The 19,352-nt window shown below is 69.0% G+C and carries 16 protein-coding genes and 2 pseudogenes; 8 read left to right on the top strand and 10 right to left on the bottom strand.

What is annotated here, in order from left to right:
* Positions 1-3 precede the first annotated feature (3 nt).
* The 3 genes and pseudogenes from gltA to gltX all read right to left on the bottom strand — a co-directional run.
* A complete protein-coding gene (gene gltA, locus ASD25_RS03130) occupies positions 4-1,305 on the bottom strand; it encodes a citrate synthase (protein ID WP_055829368.1) in 1,302 nt (433 codons plus the stop codon).
* Between the two features lie 64 nt (positions 1,306-1,369).
* Positions 1,370-1,810 carry a hypothetical protein gene (locus ASD25_RS03125; RefSeq protein ID WP_235562580.1) on the bottom strand — a complete coding sequence of 147 codons (441 nt, stop codon included), beginning with the start codon at positions 1,808-1,810 and terminating at the stop codon, positions 1,370-1,372.
* Between the two features lie 130 nt (positions 1,811-1,940).
* Positions 1,941-3,038, bottom strand: a pseudogene (gene gltX / locus ASD25_RS03120) (glutamate--tRNA ligase); the annotation flags it as partial.
* On the opposite strand from gltX, the gene ASD25_RS03115 reads away from it, so the two are divergent.
* On the top strand, positions 3,037-5,205 hold the full coding sequence (locus ASD25_RS03115) for a ComEC/Rec2 family competence protein (protein WP_055829760.1): 2,169 nt from the start codon (positions 3,037-3,039) through the stop codon (positions 5,203-5,205). The pseudogene gltX and the gene ASD25_RS03115 sit on opposite strands and share 2 nt — an antisense overlap.
* Here the strand turns inward: ASD25_RS03115 and lexA are convergent.
* The 4 genes from lexA to ASD25_RS03095 all read right to left on the bottom strand — a co-directional run bounded on the left by lexA (position 5,186) and on the right by ASD25_RS03095 (position 8,596).
* Positions 5,186-5,878: a transcriptional repressor LexA gene (lexA, locus tag ASD25_RS03110; RefSeq protein ID WP_055829373.1), complete on the bottom strand. Its 693-nt coding sequence runs from the start codon at positions 5,876-5,878 to the stop codon at positions 5,186-5,188. The two genes, ASD25_RS03115 and lexA, sit on opposite strands and share 20 nt — an antisense overlap.
* 304 nt (positions 5,879-6,182) lie before the next feature.
* Positions 6,183-6,974, bottom strand: coding sequence for an indole-3-glycerol phosphate synthase TrpC (trpC, locus tag ASD25_RS03105; RefSeq protein ID WP_055829375.1), 792 nt, complete (start codon positions 6,972-6,974; stop codon positions 6,183-6,185).
* Positions 6,971-8,005: an anthranilate phosphoribosyltransferase gene (gene trpD / locus ASD25_RS03100; RefSeq protein ID WP_055829378.1), complete on the bottom strand. Its 1,035-nt coding sequence runs from the start codon at positions 8,003-8,005 to the stop codon at positions 6,971-6,973. Before trpD ends, trpC begins: the two co-directional genes overlap by 4 nt.
* The gene (locus ASD25_RS03095) at positions 8,006-8,596 is read right to left on the bottom strand and encodes an aminodeoxychorismate/anthranilate synthase component II (protein WP_055829381.1); all 591 of its coding nucleotides are present in this window, start codon (positions 8,594-8,596) and stop codon (positions 8,006-8,008) included.
* A gap of 104 nt (positions 8,597-8,700) precedes the next feature.
* On the opposite strand from ASD25_RS03095, the gene ASD25_RS03090 reads away from it, so the two are divergent.
* A complete protein-coding gene (locus tag ASD25_RS03090) occupies positions 8,701-8,883 on the top strand; it encodes a hypothetical protein (RefSeq protein ID WP_055829383.1) in 183 nt (60 codons plus the stop codon).
* On the opposite strand, the gene trpE is transcribed toward ASD25_RS03090, so the two are convergent.
* Together trpE and ASD25_RS03080 are read right to left on the bottom strand one after the other, a co-directional pair.
* Positions 8,880-10,394, bottom strand: coding sequence for an anthranilate synthase component I (gene trpE, locus ASD25_RS03085; RefSeq protein WP_055829387.1), 1,515 nt, complete (start codon positions 10,392-10,394; stop codon positions 8,880-8,882). The two genes, ASD25_RS03090 and trpE, sit on opposite strands and share 4 nt — an antisense overlap.
* On the bottom strand, positions 10,391-12,334 hold the full coding sequence (locus ASD25_RS03080) for a peptidylprolyl isomerase (RefSeq protein WP_055829389.1): 1,944 nt from the start codon (positions 12,332-12,334) through the stop codon (positions 10,391-10,393). The genes trpE and ASD25_RS03080 overlap by 4 nt, the downstream gene beginning before the upstream one ends.
* Before the next feature lie 133 nt (positions 12,335-12,467).
* Between ASD25_RS03080 and tpiA the strand changes: the two genes are divergently transcribed.
* The 3 genes and pseudogenes from tpiA to ASD25_RS03065 all read left to right on the top strand — a co-directional run bounded on the left by tpiA (position 12,468) and on the right by ASD25_RS03065 (position 15,571).
* Complete coding sequence (gene tpiA / locus ASD25_RS03075) at positions 12,468-13,217, top strand: triose-phosphate isomerase (protein ID WP_055829391.1); 750 nt, start codon at positions 12,468-12,470, stop codon at positions 13,215-13,217.
* A 131-nt stretch (positions 13,218-13,348) separates the two neighbouring features.
* On the top strand, positions 13,349-13,765 hold the full coding sequence (secG, locus tag ASD25_RS03070; RefSeq protein ID WP_082560054.1) for a preprotein translocase subunit SecG: 417 nt from the start codon (positions 13,349-13,351) through the stop codon (positions 13,763-13,765).
* Between the two features lie 89 nt (positions 13,766-13,854).
* A pseudogene (locus tag ASD25_RS03065) lies at positions 13,855-15,571 on the top strand (CTP synthase).
* A gap of 207 nt (positions 15,572-15,778) precedes the next feature.
* Here ASD25_RS03065 and ASD25_RS03060 read toward each other — a convergent pair.
* Positions 15,779-16,678 carry a LysR family transcriptional regulator gene (locus ASD25_RS03060; protein WP_055829399.1) on the bottom strand — a complete coding sequence of 300 codons (900 nt, stop codon included), beginning with the start codon at positions 16,676-16,678 and terminating at the stop codon, positions 15,779-15,781.
* A gap of 114 nt (positions 16,679-16,792) precedes the next feature.
* On the opposite strand from ASD25_RS03060, the gene ASD25_RS30950 reads away from it, so the two are divergent.
* From ASD25_RS30950 to ASD25_RS29100, 3 genes are all read left to right on the top strand, one after another.
* On the top strand, positions 16,793-16,969 hold the full coding sequence (locus ASD25_RS30950; RefSeq protein ID WP_162246620.1) for a hypothetical protein: 177 nt from the start codon (positions 16,793-16,795) through the stop codon (positions 16,967-16,969).
* A 14-nt stretch (positions 16,970-16,983) separates the two neighbouring features.
* Positions 16,984-18,768, top strand: coding sequence for an alpha/beta hydrolase (locus tag ASD25_RS03055; RefSeq protein ID WP_056614958.1), 1,785 nt, complete (start codon positions 16,984-16,986; stop codon positions 18,766-18,768).
* A 97-nt stretch (positions 18,769-18,865) separates the two neighbouring features.
* A complete protein-coding gene (locus ASD25_RS29100; RefSeq protein ID WP_082560056.1) occupies positions 18,866-19,351 on the top strand; it encodes a helix-turn-helix transcriptional regulator in 486 nt (161 codons plus the stop codon).
* The last annotated feature ends 1 nt before the right edge of the window (position 19,352 follow it).

Below are 19,352 nucleotides of genomic sequence, written 5' to 3'. Positions count from 1 at the left end.
GTATCAGCCGCGACTGCTGATCGGCACGTAATCGCGTTCGGTCGGGCCGGTGTAGAGCTGGCGCGGGCGGCCGATCTTCTGGCCGGGGTCGGCCATCATTTCCTGCCACTGGGCGATCCAGCCGACGGTGCGGGCCAGCGAGAACAGCACGGTGAACATCGACGTCGGGAAACCCATCGCCGACAGGGTGATGCCCGAATAGAAGTCGACGTTGGGGAACAACTTTCTCTCGATGAAATATTCGTCGTTCAGGGCGATGCGCTCCAGCTCCTTGGCGACCTGGAACAGGGGGTCGTTGGGGTCGCCGACGGCGGCCAGCACCTCGTCGGCGCTCTCCTTCATCACCTTGGCGCGCGGGTCATAGTTCTTGTACACGCGGTGGCCGAAGCCCATCAGCTTGTATTTCTTGGCCTTCACGCCCTCGATGAACTCCGGGATCCTGTCCGGGGTGCCGATCTCCTTGAGCATGTTCAGCGCCTCTTCATTGGCGCCCCCGTGCGACGGACCCCACAGACAGGCGATGCCAGCGGCGATACAGGCGAAGGGGTTGGCGCCCGACGAGCCGGCCAGGCGGACGGTCGAGGTCGAGGCGTTCTGCTCGTGGTCGGCGTGCAGGATGAAGATCCGGTCCATGGCCCGGGCCAGCACCGGATTGACGACATAGTCCTCGGCCGGGACGGCGAAGCACATGCGCAGGAAATTCTCGGCGTAGGTCAGGTCGTTGCGCGGCGAGATGAAGGGCTGGCCGATATGATATTTGTACGCCCGGGCCGCGATCGTCGGCATCTTGGCGATCAGGCGGATGGCCGAGATGTTGCGCTGGACCGGATCGTGGATGTCCAGGCTGTCGTGATAGAAGGCCGACAGGGCCCCGACGGTGCCGACCATGATCGCCATGGGATGGGCGTCGCGGCGGAAGCCCTCGAAGAAGCGGTCGAACTGCGAATGCAGCATGGTGTGCATGGTGACGCTGCGCTCGAACGCCTCATACTGGGCGGCGGTCGGCAACTCGCCGTGCAGCAGCAGGTGGCAGACCTCGACGAAGTTGGACTGCGACGCCAGCTGGTCGATCGGATAGCCGCGGTGCAGCAGGGTGCCGATATCGCCGTCAATGAAGGTCAGGGCGCTTTCGCACGAGGCGGTCGAGGTGAAGCCGGGATCGTAGGTGAAGGCCTCGGTCGCGCCATACAGCTTGCGGATGTCGATCACGTCCGGCCCGGTGGATCCTGACAGGACCGGCAGTTCGACGCTCTTGTCGCGGAAGGTGAGGGTCGCCGAGCCGGCGGGTTTGGCTTGTTCAGTCATTGAAGCCCCTGGGGGTTTGGCGGAGACCGGCGCGGAGAGGCGCAATCCACGGTCTGATGAATTGTCAGATAGTCTGTTGCAGCGCATCATCCAAGCGCCCGAGGCTTTCTTCGCGTCCCAGGGCGGCGAGGGTTTTGGCGATGTCGGGCGAGACGCCGTCGCCCGTCAAGGCCGCGCGCACGGCGGGGCCGATCTTGCCGAAGCCGACGGCCTCCTCCTCGGCGAAGACCTTGAGCTCGGCCTCGAGCGCGAACACGTCCCAGCTGGCGAACAGTTTCAGCCGATCGCGCAGGCGGGCGATGCGTTCGCCCGATTCGCCCGCCAGCATCGGCAGGCCTTTTTCGTAGATCTTCAGAGGGCGCGGACGCAGGACGAAGGCGGTCTGGTCGGCCAGTTCCAGCACCGTCCTGGCCCGGTCTTTCACGAACGGCATCGCCGCGAGCAGGCGCGCCTCGTCGTCCGGGCCCAGGGCGTGGCCGCGGGCCAGATGCACGTCGAGCGTCATCTTGGCGAGCCGGTCGTCGTCGGCCAGCCGAATCCAGTGGGCGTTGACGTGGGCCAGCTTGTCGAAGTCCAGCCGGGCCGGCGCCTTGCCGACGCCGGTCAGGTCGAACCATTCCAGCGCCTGGGCGCCGCAGCTCCAGCGCCGTTTTCGCGCGGTCCTTCACGAACGGCATGGCTTTGAGCAGGCGCGCCTCGTCGTCGGGCCCCAGGGCGTGGCCGCGCGCCAGGTGGACATCCAGCGTCATCTTGGCCAGCCGGTCGTCATCAGCCAGCCGGATCCAGTGGGCGTTGACGTGGGCCAGCTTGTCGAAGTCCAGCCGGGCCGGCGCCTTGCCGACGCCGGTCAGGTCGAACCAYTCCAGCGCCTGGGCGTCGTTGAACAGYTCGTCGTCGCCRTGGGCCCAGCCCAGCCGGGCCAGRTAGTTGCGCATGGCCTCCGGCAGATAGCCCATTTCGGCGTATTCATGCACGGCCTGGGCCCCGTGGCGCTTTGACAGCTTGGCSCCGTCGGGGCCGTGGATCAGGGGGATGTGGGCGAAGCTCGGGCGGGCCCAGTCGAGCGCGTCATAGATCAGGCTCTGGCGCGCGGCGTTGTTGAGATGGTCGTCGCCGCGGATGACGTGGGTCACGCCCATGTCGTGGTCGTCCACCACCACGGCGAGATTGTACGTCGGCGCGCCGTCGGAGCGCAGCAGGACCAGATCGTCGAGATCGTCATTGGCCCAGCTGACCGTACCTTGCACCTGATCCTCGACCGTCACCTGGCCGGGCAGGGGGCGGCGGAAGCGGACGACGTGAGGCTGCGTCAGATCGTCGACGGAAGGTTCGCGGTCCCGCCACGGCGATTCGAACGTGCGCCGTTCGGCCTTGGCGAGGTCCCGCAGGCGACCGGTCTCTTCGGCAGAGGTGAAGTCTCGATAGGCGGCGCCCCGCTCCAGCAGGTCGTTGACCACCTCGCGATGGCGGTCGGCGCGGCTGAACTGGAAGACCGGCTCCTCGTCGGCGAACAGCTCCAGCCAGCTCAGGCCGTCGAAAATGGCCTTGACGGCTTCGTCGGTCGACCGTTCCCGGTCGGTGTCCTCGACTCGGACCAGGAACTTCCCGTTGCGTCCCTTGGCGTACAAATAGTTGAAAAGCGCCGTTCGGGCGCCTCCTATGTGCAGGGAACCGGTCGGCGAAGGGGCGAAGCGGGTGACGACGGCTGGCGTGGGAGCGGACGGGGAGGTCATGGCGGGCGTTATAGCGCCGACGCCGGCAAAGCCCAGCCTCGCCGCGCGCGGCCGGACCTTACTGTCGGATCAGTTCCGCGCACAGACCCTGCGGTGGCGGATGTGGGCGCCGGTGGCGTTCGGCGGCGGCTGCGCGGTCTATTTCGCGTTGAAGAGCGAACCGCCGGCCTGGCCGTTGCTGCTCGCCGCCCTGATCGCCGCCGCACTCTGGCTGGGCGCGCGGCGTCTGGCTCTTGGGCGCGTCTGGACCCTGCCGCTGCTGATGCTCGCCTGTTTCGCCCTCGGCTTCGCCGTGGCCAAGCTGCGGACCGACGCGGTCGCCGCGCCCATCGCTCCGGCCATGGCCGAGCCTACGGTGGTCGAGGGTTGGGTGGTCGATGTCGACAGTCCGGGATCGGCGGGGCCGCGCGTTGTGATCGCACCGGTGCGGATCCGGGGCCTGACGCCGGAGCAGACGCCGGTCCGCCTGCGCGCCACGGTCCGGGGCGAGACGCCGGCCCCGGGTCAGGCGGTGCGGCTGTTCGCGATCCTCAACCCGCCGCCGGCCCCGGCCAGTCCGGGCGCCTATGATTTCGGACGCAACGCCTTCTTCCAGAGCCTGGGCGGGGTGGCCTTCTCGCTCGGGGAGACACGGCCGGCGTATCTGACGCCCCCGCCGTGGCGGGTGCGGGCGGCGATGGCGGTCAACGGCATGCGGTTCGCGCTGGCCCGCCGCATTGTCGCGCGCCTGGGCGACCGGACGGGCGGAATCGCCGCGGCCATGACCACCGGGCAGGAGGCGTGGCTGAACCCGGACGACGTCGATGTGATGCGCGATTCCGGGCTGGCCCACATCCTGTCGATCTCGGGCCTGCATATGGCGGTGGTCGGCGGCTTCGCCTTCTTTCTGGTGCGGCTGCTGGTCGCCGCCTGGCCGTGGCTGGCGCTGCGCGTCCCGGGCAAGAAGGTCGCGGCGATCGGAGGGCTGCTGGCCGTGGGGACCTATCTGGTGGTGTCCGGCGCCCCGCCGCCCGCCGAGCGGGCGGCGATCACCGCCTCTATCGCCTTCCTCGCCATCCTGCTGGACCGGCAGGCGATCACCATGCACGCCCTGGCGGTCGCGGCCTTCGTGGTCCTGCTGCTGCAGCCCGAGGCGATCGTGACGCCCGGCTTCCAGATGTCGTTCGCGGCGACGGCGGCCCTGGTCGCCCTGGTCGAGGCCTGGCCGCGCCGGCCGAAGGAAATCTCCGCGCCCCTCCCGATCCTGATCGTCCAGCGGGCGGGCGCATGGCTGGCGGCGGCGGTGCTGGCCAGTCTGGTCGCGGGCGCCGCGACCGGACCGTTCGCCATGCAGCATTTCAATCGCACGGCCATGTACGGCCTCGCGTCCAATCTGGCGACGGCGCCGGTGTCGGACTTTCTGATCATGCCGATGCTGGCGCTGGGCGCCTTGCTGGAGCCCCTGGGCCTGGGCGGGCCCTTCCTGTGGCTGGCGGGGCAGGGGATCGGCCTGATGCTGGCCATCGGCGCCTGGACGGCGGGCCTGCCCGGCGCGGTCCGGACCGTGGCGAGCGCGCCGGACCTCGTCCTGCCGATCTCCTTCCTCGGCGTGCTGTTCTGCTGCCTGTGGCGCGGGCCGTTGCGGTGGCTGGGCCTGCCGTTCGCGGCGGCGGTCATGCTGTGGCCGCGCGCGCCGACGCCGGATGTCTGGATCGGCGACGGCGGGACCAACGCCGCCTGGGTTCAGGCAGGACAGACGATGGTCATGCGGCCGGGCGTGCGGCAGTTCGCGGTCGACGTCTGGTCGCGGCGGCGCGGGCTCCTGCCGCAGGAGCGTCCGTCGGAAGGCTGGACCTGCACCCGGTTCGCCTGCGCGCCAGAGGCTCCGGCAGCCGGGCCCCTGGCTCTGTGGTGGGGAAAGAAGGCGCCGTCCCCCGAACAGATCGACGCCCTGTGCCGCGCGGCGCCCGTGGTCAGCGCGCGCGCCGCCCTGACGGCCCTGCCGCCGTCATGCGACGGCCGTCTGGTGCTGGACGGCGTCGACTACGCCCGGGGCGGGGCGGTGGAGCTGTGGCGCGATGGGCCGCCGTCGGCCGGTCGCTGGCGCGCGGTGTGGGCGGCGGCCATGCGCGGCGACCGACCGTGGAGCCGGTTCGGCGATCCCGACGTCAGTGATAGCGGCGGATGAGTCCGACCAGCTTGCCCTGAACCTCGACCTGATCCGGGCCGAAGATGCGGGTCTCGTAGTTGCGGTTGGCGGGCTCCAGCGCGATCGAGCCGCCCTTCTTGCGCAGACGCTTGAGCGTGGCTTCCTCGCCCTCGACCAGGGCCACGACGATCTCGCCCGAGGTGGCGGTGTCGGTCGATTTGATGATCACCAGATCGCCGTTGAGGATGCCGGCCTCGATCATGGAGTCGCCCTCGATCTCGAGCATGTAGTGCTCGCCCGCGCCCAGCATGGCCTCGGGCACCGGGTAGCGGGCGGTCTCGTGCTCGATGGCGGCGATGGGCGTGCCGGCGGCGATCTTGCCCATCAGCGACAGTTCGCGGGTGTCGTTGGCGGGCTCGGCGGCCATGGGGCGTCCGCCGCCCTGGATGACGTCGGGACGGAAGGGCTGACGCCCGCGCGGCTGGGAGGTGGTGGCCTGTTCCGGGAGTTTGGTCACTTCCAGCGCCCGCGCCCGGTGGGCCAGGCGGCGGATGAAGCCGCGTTCCTCCAGCGCCGTGATCAACCGGTGGATGCCCGATTTGGACGCCAGATCCAGCGCCTCCTTCATTTCGTCGAAGGAGGGCGAGACACCCGTTTCCTTGATGCGCTCATGGATGAACATCAGGAGTTCGTGCTGTTTGCGCGTGAGCATGGCGTCGAATCGTCCAGAACAAGGCGTGAACCGTTGCCGATGTTCTGTAAGTGTTCTTGCCTAATGTCAACTTAACGGCGGGTGGGCGCCTACGACCGTTTCTGACGCATGCATCGCTTACTGTGACCGTCGTCGAAGCGCCGCGAGCCTCCTGAAGTCCGGTGCGTGAATGGAGTTGATGGGGTCAGATCGGAGAAGCAGGGTGAAAGCTTATGAATGTCAGTTGTTTGATCATTCCGACCTGGCCGGGCCAGAGTCCGGTGAGTCCGTAATGTCCGCACTTTTCGAGCGGACTCTCGGCCCCTCAGACCAGCAGTGCCCGCGTCGCCGCCTCGACGTCGGCCTGACGCATCAGGCTTTCGCCGACCAGAATCGCCTGGGCGTGGGCGTCCGACACCCGGGTCACATCGTCCCGCGTGAAGATGCCGCTCTCGGCGACCAGCAGGGCGTGGACAGGGCTCAGCATGGCCAGTCGTTCGGTGACCGCCAGATCGACCTCGAAGGTGCGCAGGGACCGATTGTTGATCCCCACCAGATCGCCGCCCAGCTTGCAGGCGCGGGCCATCTCGGTCTCGTCGTGAGTTTCGATCAGGGCGTCCATGCCGAACCGTCCGGCCTCGGCCAGCAGCTCGGCGGCGAGGGCGTCGTCGACCATGTCGAGGATGATCAGGATGCAGTCGGCGCCCAGGGCGCGGCTTTCGGCCACCTGCCAGGGGTCGACGAGGAAGTCCTTGCGCAGGCAGGGCAGGGCGACGGCGTCGCGAGCGGCGGTCAGGAAGGCGTCATCGCCCTGGAAGCTGGGGCCGTCGGTCAGGATCGACAGACAGGTCGCGCCGCCGCGCTCGTAGGCGCGGGCGAGCGCCGGTGGGTCGAAGTCGGCGCGGATCAGGCCCTTGGACGGGCTGGCCTTCTTGATCTCGGCGATCAGGGCGGGGCGGCCGGTTCCCTCGACGTGGCGCTCGAGGGCGGCGCGAAAGCCGCGGGGGGGCGAGGCGTGACGCGCCAGCGCCTCGACGGCGGCCTGCGAGGTCGCGGCCTTGCGGGCGGCCACCTCGTCCCGCTTGTAGGCGGCGATGCCGGCGAGGACGTCGCTCACGCCGGCTCTTCCGGTTCGGGGGCGTTGGTGGCGACTACCAGATCGTTCAGGGCCTTTGCGGCTCGACCGTCGTCGATGACCGCGGCGGCGATGGCGGCGCCCTCCTTCAGATCGGCGGCGCGGTCGGCGACGACCAGGGCGGCGGCGGCGTTGAGCAGGACGATGTCGCGATAGGCGCCCCGTTCGCCTGCCAGCAGATTGCGCAGGGCAAAGGCGTTCTCCTCGGCGTCGCCGCCGCGCAGATCCTCGATCGAGGCCCGGGGCAGGCCGGCGTCCTCGGGCGTGACGGTGAAGCGGCGGACGGCGCCGTCCCGCCATTCGGCGACCCCGGTAGGCCCCGTGGTGGTGAGCTCGTCCAGGCCCTGCCCATGCACCACCCAGGCCCGATCGGCGCCCAGCCGGCCCAGCACCTCGGCGAGCGGCTCCAGCAGGCGGGGATCATAGACGCCCATCACCTGACGCTTCGCAGACGCGGGATTCGAAAGTGGTCCCAGAAGGTTGAAAACCGTGCGGAAACCGATCTCGGCACGCACCGGCCCGACGTGGCGCATGGCCCCGTGGTAGGCGGGGGCGAACAGGAAGGCGATGCCGGCGTCATCCAGCGAGCGGCGCTGCTGGGCCGGGCTGGCGGCCAGGTTGACGCCGAGGGCCGCGAGCACGTCGGACGAGCCGGACTTCGAGCTCAGGGCCCGGTTGCCGTGCTTGGCGACCTTCAGACCGGCGCCGGCCAGAACCAGCGCGGCGGCCGTGGAGATGTTGAAGGTGTGCTGGCCGTCGCCGCCGGTGCCGCAGGTGTCGATGACGTCGTACGGATGGTCCAGTCTCAGAGCCGCGTCGCGCATCGCCGTGGCGAAGGCGGCGATCTCCTCCACCGTCTCGCCGCGGATCCGCAGGGCGGTGACGGCGGCGGCGACCTGGGCCGGGGTCGGCTCGCCGCGCAGGCAGGCGGCGAAGAAGGCTTGGGCCTCATCCGGGGTCAGGATGCGGCCGTCGACAAGCTTGGCCAGCAGGGGTTTGAAACCGTCGGCCATCTAGACCATCGCCCGGCGTTTGATGTTGGCGAGGTCGAGGAAATTGGCCAGCAGGTCGTGGCCATGTTCGGTGGCGATGGATTCGGGGTGGAACTGGACCCCGTGGATGGGCCGCGTCTTGTGCGCCAGCCCCATGATCTCGCCGTCGGCTGTCCAGGCGGTGACCTCAAGCACCTCGGGCAGGGTTTCGCGGCGCACCGCGAGGCTGTGATAGCGGGTGGCGGTGAACGGCGAGGGCAGGCCCCTGAACACGCTCCGGCCCGCGTGTTCGATCGGCGAGGTCTTGCCGTGCATCAGGGACTTGGCGCGGATCACCTCGCCCCCGAACGCCTGCCCCATGGCCTGATGGCCGAGGCAGACCCCGAAGATGGGCATGGCCAGCGGCGCGGTGTCGAGAATGGACAGGCAGACGCCCGCTTCATTCGGCGTGCAGGGACCTGGCGACAGCAGGACGGCTTCGGGCTTCAGGGCCCAGGCCTCGGCTGCGGTCAGGTCGTCGTTGCGCACCACGCGCGTCTCCGCGCCCAGCTCCGCGAGGTAGTGGACGAGGTTCCAGGTAAAGCTGTCGTAGTTGTCGACGACCAGGATCATGGTCTGGCTTCTAGGGGGTGCGGAGCGACGCGCCAAGCGCATCCCGCCGTAAGTCTTCGTTAACCGAACCGTCCCGAATTGGGATTGTGGAACGGAGACCGGCCATGACCGACAAGACCATCGCCAGGGCGCGCGTCCTGCTGACCCCGGCGCCGGCCCCGGCGAACCCCTATGCGACGCTGGGCGCGGCGGCGCTGGCGGCGACGGCGGCGGTGTTGATGGCCGGGGTGCTGGTCCTCGGACCGGGCGTGCGGTTCGACGAAACCGCAGTCTCGGCCCGGCCCTAGCGGTTGCCGAACGGATAGCGCCAGGCGTCTTCGGCCGCCCGCATGGGGGCCCGCGCCTTGGCCTGGGTCTCGGCGTATTCCGCGGCCGGATCGCTGTCGGCCACGACGCCCGCGCCGGCCTGGACATGGATCCTCCCGGCCGCGAACAGGGCGGTTCGCAGGACGATGCAGATGTCGGCCTCGCCGCCAGCGGAGATGTAACCCACGCCGCCCCCGTAGCCGACGCCGCGCTTGGTCGTCTCCAGCTCGTCGATGATCTCCATCGCCCGCACCTTGGGCGCGCCCGACAGGGTGCCGGCGGGGAGGGCGGCCAGAAGGGCGTCCACGGCGTCGAGGTCGGCGCGCGCGTCGCCCTGGACCTCGGAGACGATGTGCATGACCGAGCTGTAGCGTTCGATGCGGAAGCTCTCGACGACCTCGACGGTCCCGGGCGCGGCGACGCGGCCGACGTCGTTGCGGCCGAGGTCCAGCAGCATCAGATGCTCGGCCCGCTCCTTGGGGTCAGCCAGCAACTCGGCCTCCAGGGCGCGGTCGGCCTCGGGCGTGTCGCCGCGCGGGCGCGTGCCGGCGAGGGGGCGGATGGTGACCCGGCCGTCCTTCAGACGGACGAGGATCTCGGGGCTCGATCCCGCCAGCTGGAAGTCGCCGAAGTCGAGGAAGAACAGATAGGGCGACGGGTTCGAGCGTCGCAGGGAGCGGTAAAAGGCGAACGGATCGGCGCTCCAGGGCGCGGCGAAGCGGTGGCTGAGGACCACCTGGAAGATGTCGCCGGCGGCGATGTAGTCCTTGGCCCGCGCCACCAGTTCGCCGAAGTCCGCGGCGTCGACCGGTGAAGCGAAGTCGGGCGCGGAGGCCTCGACCGCGAGGGGGAGGGCGGGCAGGGGCGCGCGCAGTTCGGTCTCGAACGCGTCCAGCCGGTCGATGGCGGCGGCGAAGGCGGCTTCAGCGGTTCCGCCGCCGTCAGGGTAGGCCGCCGAAACGAGCACGATCTCGTGCCTGACGGAATCGAAGATGGCCACCAGGGTGGGACGGGTCAGGACAGCGTCCGGCAGATCCAGCGGATCCGGGTTCGCCGCGCCCAGCGGCTCGAGCAGCCGCACCATGTCATAGCCGAAGACGCCGAACAGGCCGGCGGCCATGGGCGGCAGATCGCCGGGCAGGTCGAAGCGCGAGGCGGCCATCAGCGTCCGCAGCGAGGCCAGGGCGTCGCCGCTCTCCGGCGTGAACCGGGCTTCGGCGATCGCGGGGCCGCGCGCCAGTTCAGCCCGACCGTCCCGGCAGCGCCAGACGGCGTCGGGTTCGCGCGTGATGATAGAATAGCGGCCGTTTACGGCCCCGCCCTCGACGGACTCCAGCAGGAAGGCGTGGGTCCGGCCGTGCCCGACCTTCAGGAAGGCCGAGACGGGGGTTTCCAGGTCGTCGACCAGCCGGCGGACGACGATGCGGGGAAGGCCGGCGGCCCAGCCGCGCTGGAAGCCGGCGAAGTCGGCCGCGTCGGCGTTCCGGCTCATTGCCCCGGGGCAGGAGCCGGACGCCGGGGCGCCGCAGCGCCCGCGGCCGCCGCGGGCGCCTCGGCGGGGAGGCCGAGGGCCATGCGGGCGAGGGCTTCGTCGTAACGGGCCTTCGAGCGCGCCGAGGCCGCCTTGAGCGCCAGCTCGCCGACAGCGTTCACATTGTCGCCGGCCATGCGCTGGCGGAACTGCTCGGCCACGGGCGCGGCCAGAACCGCCGAGGCCGGCGTGATCCGCTCGGTGCGGCCGATGACGAAGCTGTCGCTGGTGTTCTGCTGCGAGAACACCTCGCCGCGGGCGCTGCCGAACACGCCGGCAATGACGCCCTGGCCGTGCTCCTGGGCCGACTGACGGGTCAGACCGTTTCCGGTCCGGATGGTCGCGCCGGCCGAGGCGGCCAGGGCGGCGAGATCCTCGCCGCGGCGCGCGCGGGCGGCGAGGGCGTTGGCGCGGGTCGTCAGCAGACGGACGTTTTCGCGCAGCACCCATTGCTGGGCCAGCGGGGCGCGGATCGCGTCCAGGGGCGGCAGGGCGGCGGGGGTGACCTCGTCCACGCGGACGACGAAATACTGGCCCTGGCCCATGTCGATGACTTCGCTCTCGGCGCCCTTGCCCAGCGTCCACATGGTCTGGACCAGTTGGGGCGGCAGCGGCGGGTTGATGTCCTGACCGTTGCGCAGCTTGCCGTCCTGGCGGATGGCGGGAACCTGGATGATCCGGGCGCCGATCTCGGCCACCGCGGCGTCCAGCGTCTTGCCGGCCTGACGGGCCTTCTCATAGGCCTCGACGCGGCGATAGACGGCGGCGCGGGCATCCTCGGTGCGAAGTTCCTGGACGACCTGTTCGCGCACGTCGGCGAGGGTGGCGGGGCGCCCCGGGGTGATGGCGGTGACCTTGGCGACGACGAAGCCGACGCTGGCCTGGACCGGAGCGGACACCTCGTTGGCGGCGAGGCCGAAGACGGCGGCGGCGATGGCGGGGTCGCCAAGGGCGCTGCGCGGCGTGTCGGCGTAGTCAGCCGGCTGGATATTGTTGGCGCTGGCGACGGCGGCCGGCGCCTGGCCGGCCCGCAGGGCGGCGGCGATGCGGTCAGCGGCGGCGCGGTTCGGCGCCGTCAGGGTCACGAAGGTGCGCTTCTCGGGCAGGGACAGGGCGTCGCGGCGGAAGTTGAACCGCTCCTCGATCCGGGCCTCGCTGATCGCGGCGGGCGCCGCGCGGTCGTCGAACAGGACGACGGAGGCGGTGCGCGATTCGGGCAGGCGCAGCTCGGCCGCGTTCTGGTTCATGAAGGCGGTCAGCTGGGCGTCCGTCGGGGCCGGGGCCGTGCCGGCCATGGCCTGGGTGACTGTGAACCAGCGGCCGTCCCGGGTCTCCAGCGCCTGGCTGGCCAGGACCGCGCCATAGATGCGCGGCAGGCGCATGCCGGCGCCGAGGGCGGAGCCATAGTGCTGGGTGATGTACTGGTCGCGCAGCTGCGCCTCGAACATCTCGGGCGTGGCGTTGTTTTCCGCCAATTTGGACCGGTACTGGTTCTCGTCGAACTTGCCGGTGACCGAATCGAAGAAGCCCGGCGCCTGGCGGATCTGGCGCAGGACCAGTTCCTTGCCGGGGCGGATGCCCGTCTGCCAGGCCCAGTTCAGGAAGCCGAGCTGCTGCGCCCGCTGCTGCAGGTACTGGGTCAGTCCGCCCTCGCCGATCAGCTCCTCGAAGGTCAGGGCGCGTCCGGCCTGTTCCTGGGACTGCTGGAGAATACGGTCCATCTCGCCGCGGAATTCGGCCTGGCCGACACTGCGGTCGCCCGCCGTGATCACGTGCTTCGGTCCCAGGTTGCCCAGCACGTCCAGCTGGGTGCCCCCGGTGACGAGCAGCGCAAGCGCCAGAACGACAAGCAGGCCGATGGCCCATCTGGATTTGGCGAAGGTGCGGAATGCGGTGAGCATGGTCTGTCCTGGCGGAACGGCAGCGAGTGTCGCTTGGCCTATAGGGGGTGAGCGACCCGCACGGCAAGACGATGGCCATTCTTGTCGGGCCGCGTGGCTTGGCTTGGACGATCTCGCCGCATAGAAGGCGCACATGAAACAATCCGTGAAGCTGGTCGCCGGCAATTGGAAAATGAACGGTCTGGGTGCGAGCCTGACCGAGGTCGAGGCCCTGCGCGCCGCACTGGAGCGCGAGCCCGCAGCCTGTCGTGTGGCCCTGTGTCCGCCGGCAACCCTCATCGAGCGGATGGCGCGGGCTGCGGCCGGGGGCCCTATAGAGATCGGAGGTCAGGACTGCAGGGCCGAGACCCACGGCGCCTTCACCGGCGACGTCTCCGCGGCGATGCTGAAAGACGCCGGCGCGGGTCTCGTGATCCTGGGCCACTCGGAGCGCCGTCAGGGATATGGCGAGACCGATCTTCTGGTGTCGGCCAAGGCCGAGGCGGCGCTGTCCGCCGGACTGGCGCCGATCATCTGTGTGGGCGAAACGCTGGAACAGCGCGAGGCGGGGCGGGCGGTCGAGGTGGTGCGTTCGCAGGTCATGGCGTCCCTGCCGCCGGCGTTGACGGGCCGCGACTTCGCCGTGGCCTATGAACCGGTCTGGGCGATCGGCACGGGCCTGACGCCGACGCTGGAGCAGATCGAGGAGGTGCACCGCGCCGTCCGGGCCGCCATGATCGAACGGCTGGGGCTGGGGATCGCGGCGACGCCGATCCTGTACGGCGGCTCGGTCAAGCCGGACAACGCGATGGAGATTCTGGCCGTCGCGGAAGTCGGCGGCGCATTGGTGGGCGGGGCGTCGCTGAAGGCTGCGGACTTCCTGGGCATCGTCCGCGGCGCGTGATCCCGGGCCGTTTCGGCCCCCCTGGGCCGACAACCACGACCGGGGGGGAAAGCGCGTTTGCTCCCGTCCCGCATCAATGTTAGACGCCGCCGCTTGATCGGCGCGGGTGCGCGCCACACATATCGGCTGCCATGCTCCAGACCATTCTCCTCGTCGCCATGATCCTCATTTCGGTCGCGCTCGCCGGCGTGATCCTGATTCAGCGCTCCGAAGGCGGCGCCCTGGGCATGGGCGGAGGCCCGTCGGGCTTCATGACGGCGCGCGGCGCGGGCAATCTGCTGACCAAGACGACCTGGGTCCTGTCGATCCTGTTCTTCCTGTGCGCCATCGGGCTGACCATCCTGGGCAACGTCGAGCGCTCGAACCGTTCGATCGTCGACGCGGACGCGATCGGCGAGCTGGTCGCCCCGACGACGCCGCAGACCGCGCCGACGCAGGCTCCGGCCACCGCGGCCCAACCGGCCGCGCCCTCGCTGCAGGATCTGGAATCCAGCCTGTCTGGAACCGCTCCGGCGCCGGCTCCCGCCCAGCCCGCCCCGGCGCAGTAAGGATGAGCGGGGACCTTATCCCCGCCTTCCGCTCCCGCCCTCAAAGTCTCCGCAGTACGCCGCTCGAATCAGCGGTAGAGTGATCTCCCATGGCCCGTTACGTGTTCATCACCGGCGGCGTGGTTTCCTCATTGGGAAAAGGCCTCGCCTCCGCCGCTCCCTCATTGGGAAAAGGCCTCGCATCCGCCGCTCCGGCCTTGGGTCAGGCCGCCCTCGTCAACCCTCGGCGCGCTTCTGCAAGCGCGCGGCTACAAGGTTCGCCTTCGTAAGCTCGACCCCTATCTGAACGTCGATCCGGGCACGATGAGCCCGTATCAGCATGGCGAGGTCTTCGTCACCGACGACGGGGCCGAGACAGATCTGGACCTGGGCCACTACGAGCGCTTCACCGGCGTCTCGGCGGCCAGGTCGGACAACATCACCACGGGCCGGATCTATTCGACGATCCTCGAGAAGGAGCGGCGCGGGGACTATCTCGGCGCCACGGTCCAGGTGATCCCGCACGTCACCGACCAGATCAAACAATTCTGCCTGACGCCCGCCCTGACTGACGACGGGGAAGGCGTGGACTTCGTGCTGGTCGAGATCGGCGGCACCGTCGGCGACATCGAGGGCCTGCCGTTCTTCGAGGCCATCCGCCAGCTGGGCCAGGACCTACCGCGTGGCCAGTCGTGCTTCGTGCACCTGACGCTGCTGCCCTTCATCAAGACCGCCGGTGAGATGAAGACCAAGCCGACGCAGCATTCGGTCAAGGAGCTGCGTTCGATCGGCATCCAGCCCGACATCCTGCTGTGCCGCTGCGAATTCCCGATCCCGCCCGAGGAGAAGCGCAAGATCGGCCTGTTCTGCAACGTGCGCGAAAGCAGCGTCATCCAGGCGATGGATTCGGCCGATATCTACGCCGTTCCGCTGGACTATCACCGGGAAGGGCTGGACGCCGAGGTCCTCGCCCATTTCGGCATGACGGACGCGCCAGCCCCGGACCTGTCGATGTGGGAAGAGATCGCCCGGCGGCGCCTGCACCCCGACGGCGAGGTCACCGTGGCCGTGGTCGGCAAATACACGGTGCTGAAGGACGCCTACAAATCCCTGATCGAGGCCTTGCAGCACGGCGGGGTCGCCAACAACGTCAAGGTCAACATCGACTGGGTCGAGGCCGAGACCTTCGAGGGCGACCGCGAGGCCTGCGACGCCCGTCTGCAGGCGGCCCACGCCATCCTGGTGCCCGGCGGCTTCGGCGAGCGTGGTTCGGAAGGCAAGATCGAGGCGGCGCGCTTCGCCCGCGAACGCAAGATTCCCTATTTCGGCATCTGTTTCGGCATGCAGATGGCGGTCATCGAGGCAGCCCGGAACCTGGCGGGCTATCCGAAAGCCTCATCGACCGAATTCGGCCCGACGACCGAGCCTGTGGTCGGCCTGATGACCGAATGGACCCAGGGCAACCAGCGCGTCCTGCGCCAGCAGGGCGGCGACATGGGCGGCACCATGCGTCTGGGCGCCTATGACTCGACGCTGCGGCCCGGCTCGAAGATCGCGCAGATGTACGGTTCGACCACCATCAGCGAGCGGCACCGCCACCGCTATGAGGTCAACATCAACTATCGCGAGGCGATCGAACAGACGGGCGGCCTGACCTTCTCCGGCCTGTCTCCCGACGGCGTCCTGCCCGAGACCGTCGAGCGCGAGGACCATCCCTGGTTCATCGGTGTCCAGTATCACCCCGAACTGAAGAGTCGGCCATTCGCGCCGCACCCCTTGTTCGCCGGCTTTATTGAAGCGGCGGTGGTGCAGAGTCGGCTGGTTTGACGGGGGCGACAATCCCTTCGAACGGTCGACGGTGGCGGCAGCGGACGCACACTTGAGTGCCCGGCTGGCTTTTGCTGTCAACGTACATATGACCCTTGCGGGCGCATTTCAGTGACTCGAACACAGCCGCTTCCCCTCGTGTGTTTCGCCAAGTAACCATGTTACATTCGTCGTTGCGGTGCAAGCTCTGAACAGTAAACGCCGGTTTCAGGTCCCCGTGAACATGGTCCGGTCAGCCCTGACAGCTTCGAGGATCATGGCCGTAACCGCCCGGATCCGGGCCAGCGGCTTCAGGTCCGCATGAGTCACCAGCCACAGGCTGCGGTCCAGGTGCACGGCGTCCGGCAGGACCCGCCGCAGTCCGGCTTCACGCGCCGCGATGAAGTCCGGCAGCACGCACAGGCCGGCGCCGGCCAGGGCGGCCTGCAACTGGGCGATCAGGTTTGAACTCTGCAGGGCCACGTGAATGTCCACGTCCGGGGCCTGCATGTAGTCCAGCTCGGGCGCGTAGAGCAGGTCGCCAATATAGCCGATGAAGCGCTGACCGGCCATGTCGGCCCGCGTCAGGATCGGCGGACGCGCGTCCAGATACGAGGGGGCGGCGTACAGGCTCAGGCCGTAGTCGGTCAGCTTTCGCGACACCAACCGGCCTTCACGCGGCGCGCTGAGCGTCACGGCGATGTCGGCTTCGCGCTTGGACAGGCTGAGCACGCCGGAGATCGCCACCAGCTGGATATCAAGGCCGGGATGACGATCGGCCAGCCGCGCCATCAACGGAGCCAGGACATAGCTTCCGAACCCCTCCGGCGCGCCGATGCGGACCGTGCCGCTCAGCGCCTGGTCCGCCTCGCCGAGCTCATGGGCGGCGCGCAGGGTCAGGCTCTCGATCTTCTCGGCCGTCGGCATCAACCGCTCGCCATGCGGAGTCAGGGCGTAGCCGTGGGGGCTGCGATCGAACAGCTGGGCGCCCAGACCCGTCTCCAGCGCCGCGATGCGCCGCGCCACCGTCGTATGATCCATGCCGACGCGGACCGCCGCGGTGGTCAGTCGCCCGGTGCGGGCCACCGCCAGGAAGGCCCGCAAGTCATTCCAGTTGAAGTCCGCCATGGGCCTCCTTGTGCAAAAATGCACAACCGTTGCGCAAGTACTGGCATCGTCAGAACAGAAAAGCCATGAGATACCGCCGCTATCGAACGCGACTTCGTTCAGGGGACCTTCGTCATGGCTTTCGACTCCGCCGCCTACATGCCCGTCGCGCCCTCGCCGGTCGCGGCCCTCATCGAGGCCGCGGTGGAACCGTGTCCGGTCTGGGCCGCCGAGAACCCCGACCGCGCCCTTGCGTTGCTGTTTGTCGCCCCGCGCGCCTGCGCCGCCGTCGACGTCCTCGTCTCGCTGTAAGCGAAAGCCACACCATGCCAGTCTCGCCGCCGATCCCCTCCGCGCCCGATCCGATGGTCGTGGCCGAAACCCTGACTACTCTGATGCAGAATGCCGTCGCCGCCGTGCGCACGACGATGGTGCAGGCGACGACGCCCCAGGTCCTGCCTTACGATCCGACGACGCTGGCCCGGGCGATGATCGACTTCAACACCTCGGTGATGATGCGTCCGGCGACGCTGTTCGAAGCCCAGGCGAAGAACTGGAACGACTGGACCGCCCTGTGGCGGACCATGGGCGAGCGGGCGATGGGGCGGGAGACCGCGCCGGTCGCGGCTCCCGCCAGGGGCGACCGCCGGTTCTCCGACCCGGCCTGGAGCGAGGAGCCGGTCTACGACTGGCTGAAGCAGGCCTATCTGCTGGCCGCGCGCCAGCTACAGGAATTTGTCGCTACGGCCCCGGTCGATGAGGAGACCCGCGCCCAGGTCGATTTCGCCAGCCGCCAGATGATGAACGCCCTGGCCCCGACCAATTTCGCCCAGACCAATCCGCAGGTCGCCCGTCGGATGGTCGAGAGCGGCGGTCTCAGCCTGATGACCGGCGTATCGAACCTGCTGGAAGACATCGGCAAGGGGCAGGGCCTGGTCAGCCGCCGGGCGCCGAACGATTTCGAACTGGGCGTCAATGTCGCCGCCACCCCGGGAGCGGTGGTGTTCAGCAACGCCCTCATGGAGCTGATCCAGTACGCACCGACGACGGACAAGGTCTATCGCCGGCCGCTGCTGTTCGTCCCGCCGCTGGTCAACAAATACTATCTCTTCGACCTCACCCCCAAGGCCAGCTACCTGAAGTGGCTGGTCGACCAGGGCCACACCGTCTTCGTCATCTCCTGGGCCAACCCGGACGAAAGCCACGCCGACAACGGGCTGGACGCCTATGTGAAGGACGGCGTGATCGCCGCCCTGGACGCCGTTGAGGCGGCGACGGCCGAGCCGGACGTCGATCTGGTCTCCTACTGCCTGGGCGGCACGCTGTCGGCGATGACCCTCGCCTATCTGGCCGCGACGGGCGCGGCCGACCGCGTGGCCTCGGCGACGCTGATCGCCACGCTCGTCGACTTCGGCGACATGGGCGAATGGTCTGTGTTCACCGGGGACAAGGATCTGAAGGCGTTCAACCGTTATCTGGACGAGCGCGGCTATGTCGAGGCGCACGACCTGACCAAGCTGTTCTCGACCGTGCGGGCCAACGATCTGATCTGGTCGTCGGTGGTGAACCATTATCTGCTGGGCGACGAGGCGCGGGCCTCGGACCTGCTGTGGTGGTTCGACGACGGCTCGCGCATCCCGGCCCGGATGCTGAAGGAATACGGCGCCCAGGTGCTGCGCGGGAACCGGCTCAGGGAGAAGGGGGGGGTGTCCATCGACGGCGTCCCGCTGGATCTCGGCGCGATCGAAACCCCGGTCATGATCGTGGCCCTGAAGGACGATCACGTCGCGGCCTGGAAGAACACCTACGCCGGTCGGAACTTCTTCGGCGGACCGACACGCTTCCTGCTCGGCGGTTCGGGCCACAACGCCGGAATGATCAATCCGCCGGCGGCGAACAAGCACGGCTACTGGATCAATGACGCGGCGCCGGACGAGGCTGACGCCTGGCTGGCGGGCGCCGAACAGAAGACAGGTTCGTGGTGGCCTGAATGGCAGGGCTGGCTGGACGCCGCCGCCGCCGACGAAAAGGTCAAGGCGCGCAAGGTCGGGGCCGGCAAGTTGAAGGCCGGAGAGGCGGCTCCCGGATCATATGTCCGCGTCCGCCACTGAGGTCTGATACGCCTCGCGCGTGCAATCCGGTGAATTTGGTTTAACCCTTCTCTTTCGAGTCAGCGGCTTAGGTCCTGACCGTCTGTAGGGGTGGAGCATGGGCGACCGGCTATCGCGGCGGCAGCTGCAGTGTGTTCGACTGGCTGGAGAGGGGCTTTCCAACAAGGAGATCGCCCGGCGGCTGGGCGCGACGATCTCGCCGAGCACCGTCAACAACCATCTTTCGAACGCCTACAAACGGCTCGGGACGTCTGATCGCTACGAAGCCGTGCGTATTGTCTCCCGGGACTACCCGCTTTCCTCCCCGTTTTCTCCCGGTCCCCTTCCCAGCGGTCCATCCCCGACGTTCCCTGGTTCGGCGCCGGACGAGCAATCCGGCGTCCCAGGTGATCGCCCGGGCCCGTCCAGCTGGTTCCTCCCGCGTCCTGACCGGCGCATCCTGGTTCGGCTGTCTCTGGTCCTCGCGTTCGCGATGGGAGCCGCGATCGTGTCGATCGGAATCGTGTCTGTGATGGCGGCGACTACACGCACCGCCGCCGAACAGGCGCCTCCCGGCGCGATCCGGACCTTGTCGGAACCATAGA

It is taken from the genome of Brevundimonas sp. Root1423 (assembly GCF_001426805.1).
Note: the sequence above shows the minus strand (reverse complement) of the source record. Positions and strands in the feature narration are given on the sequence as shown.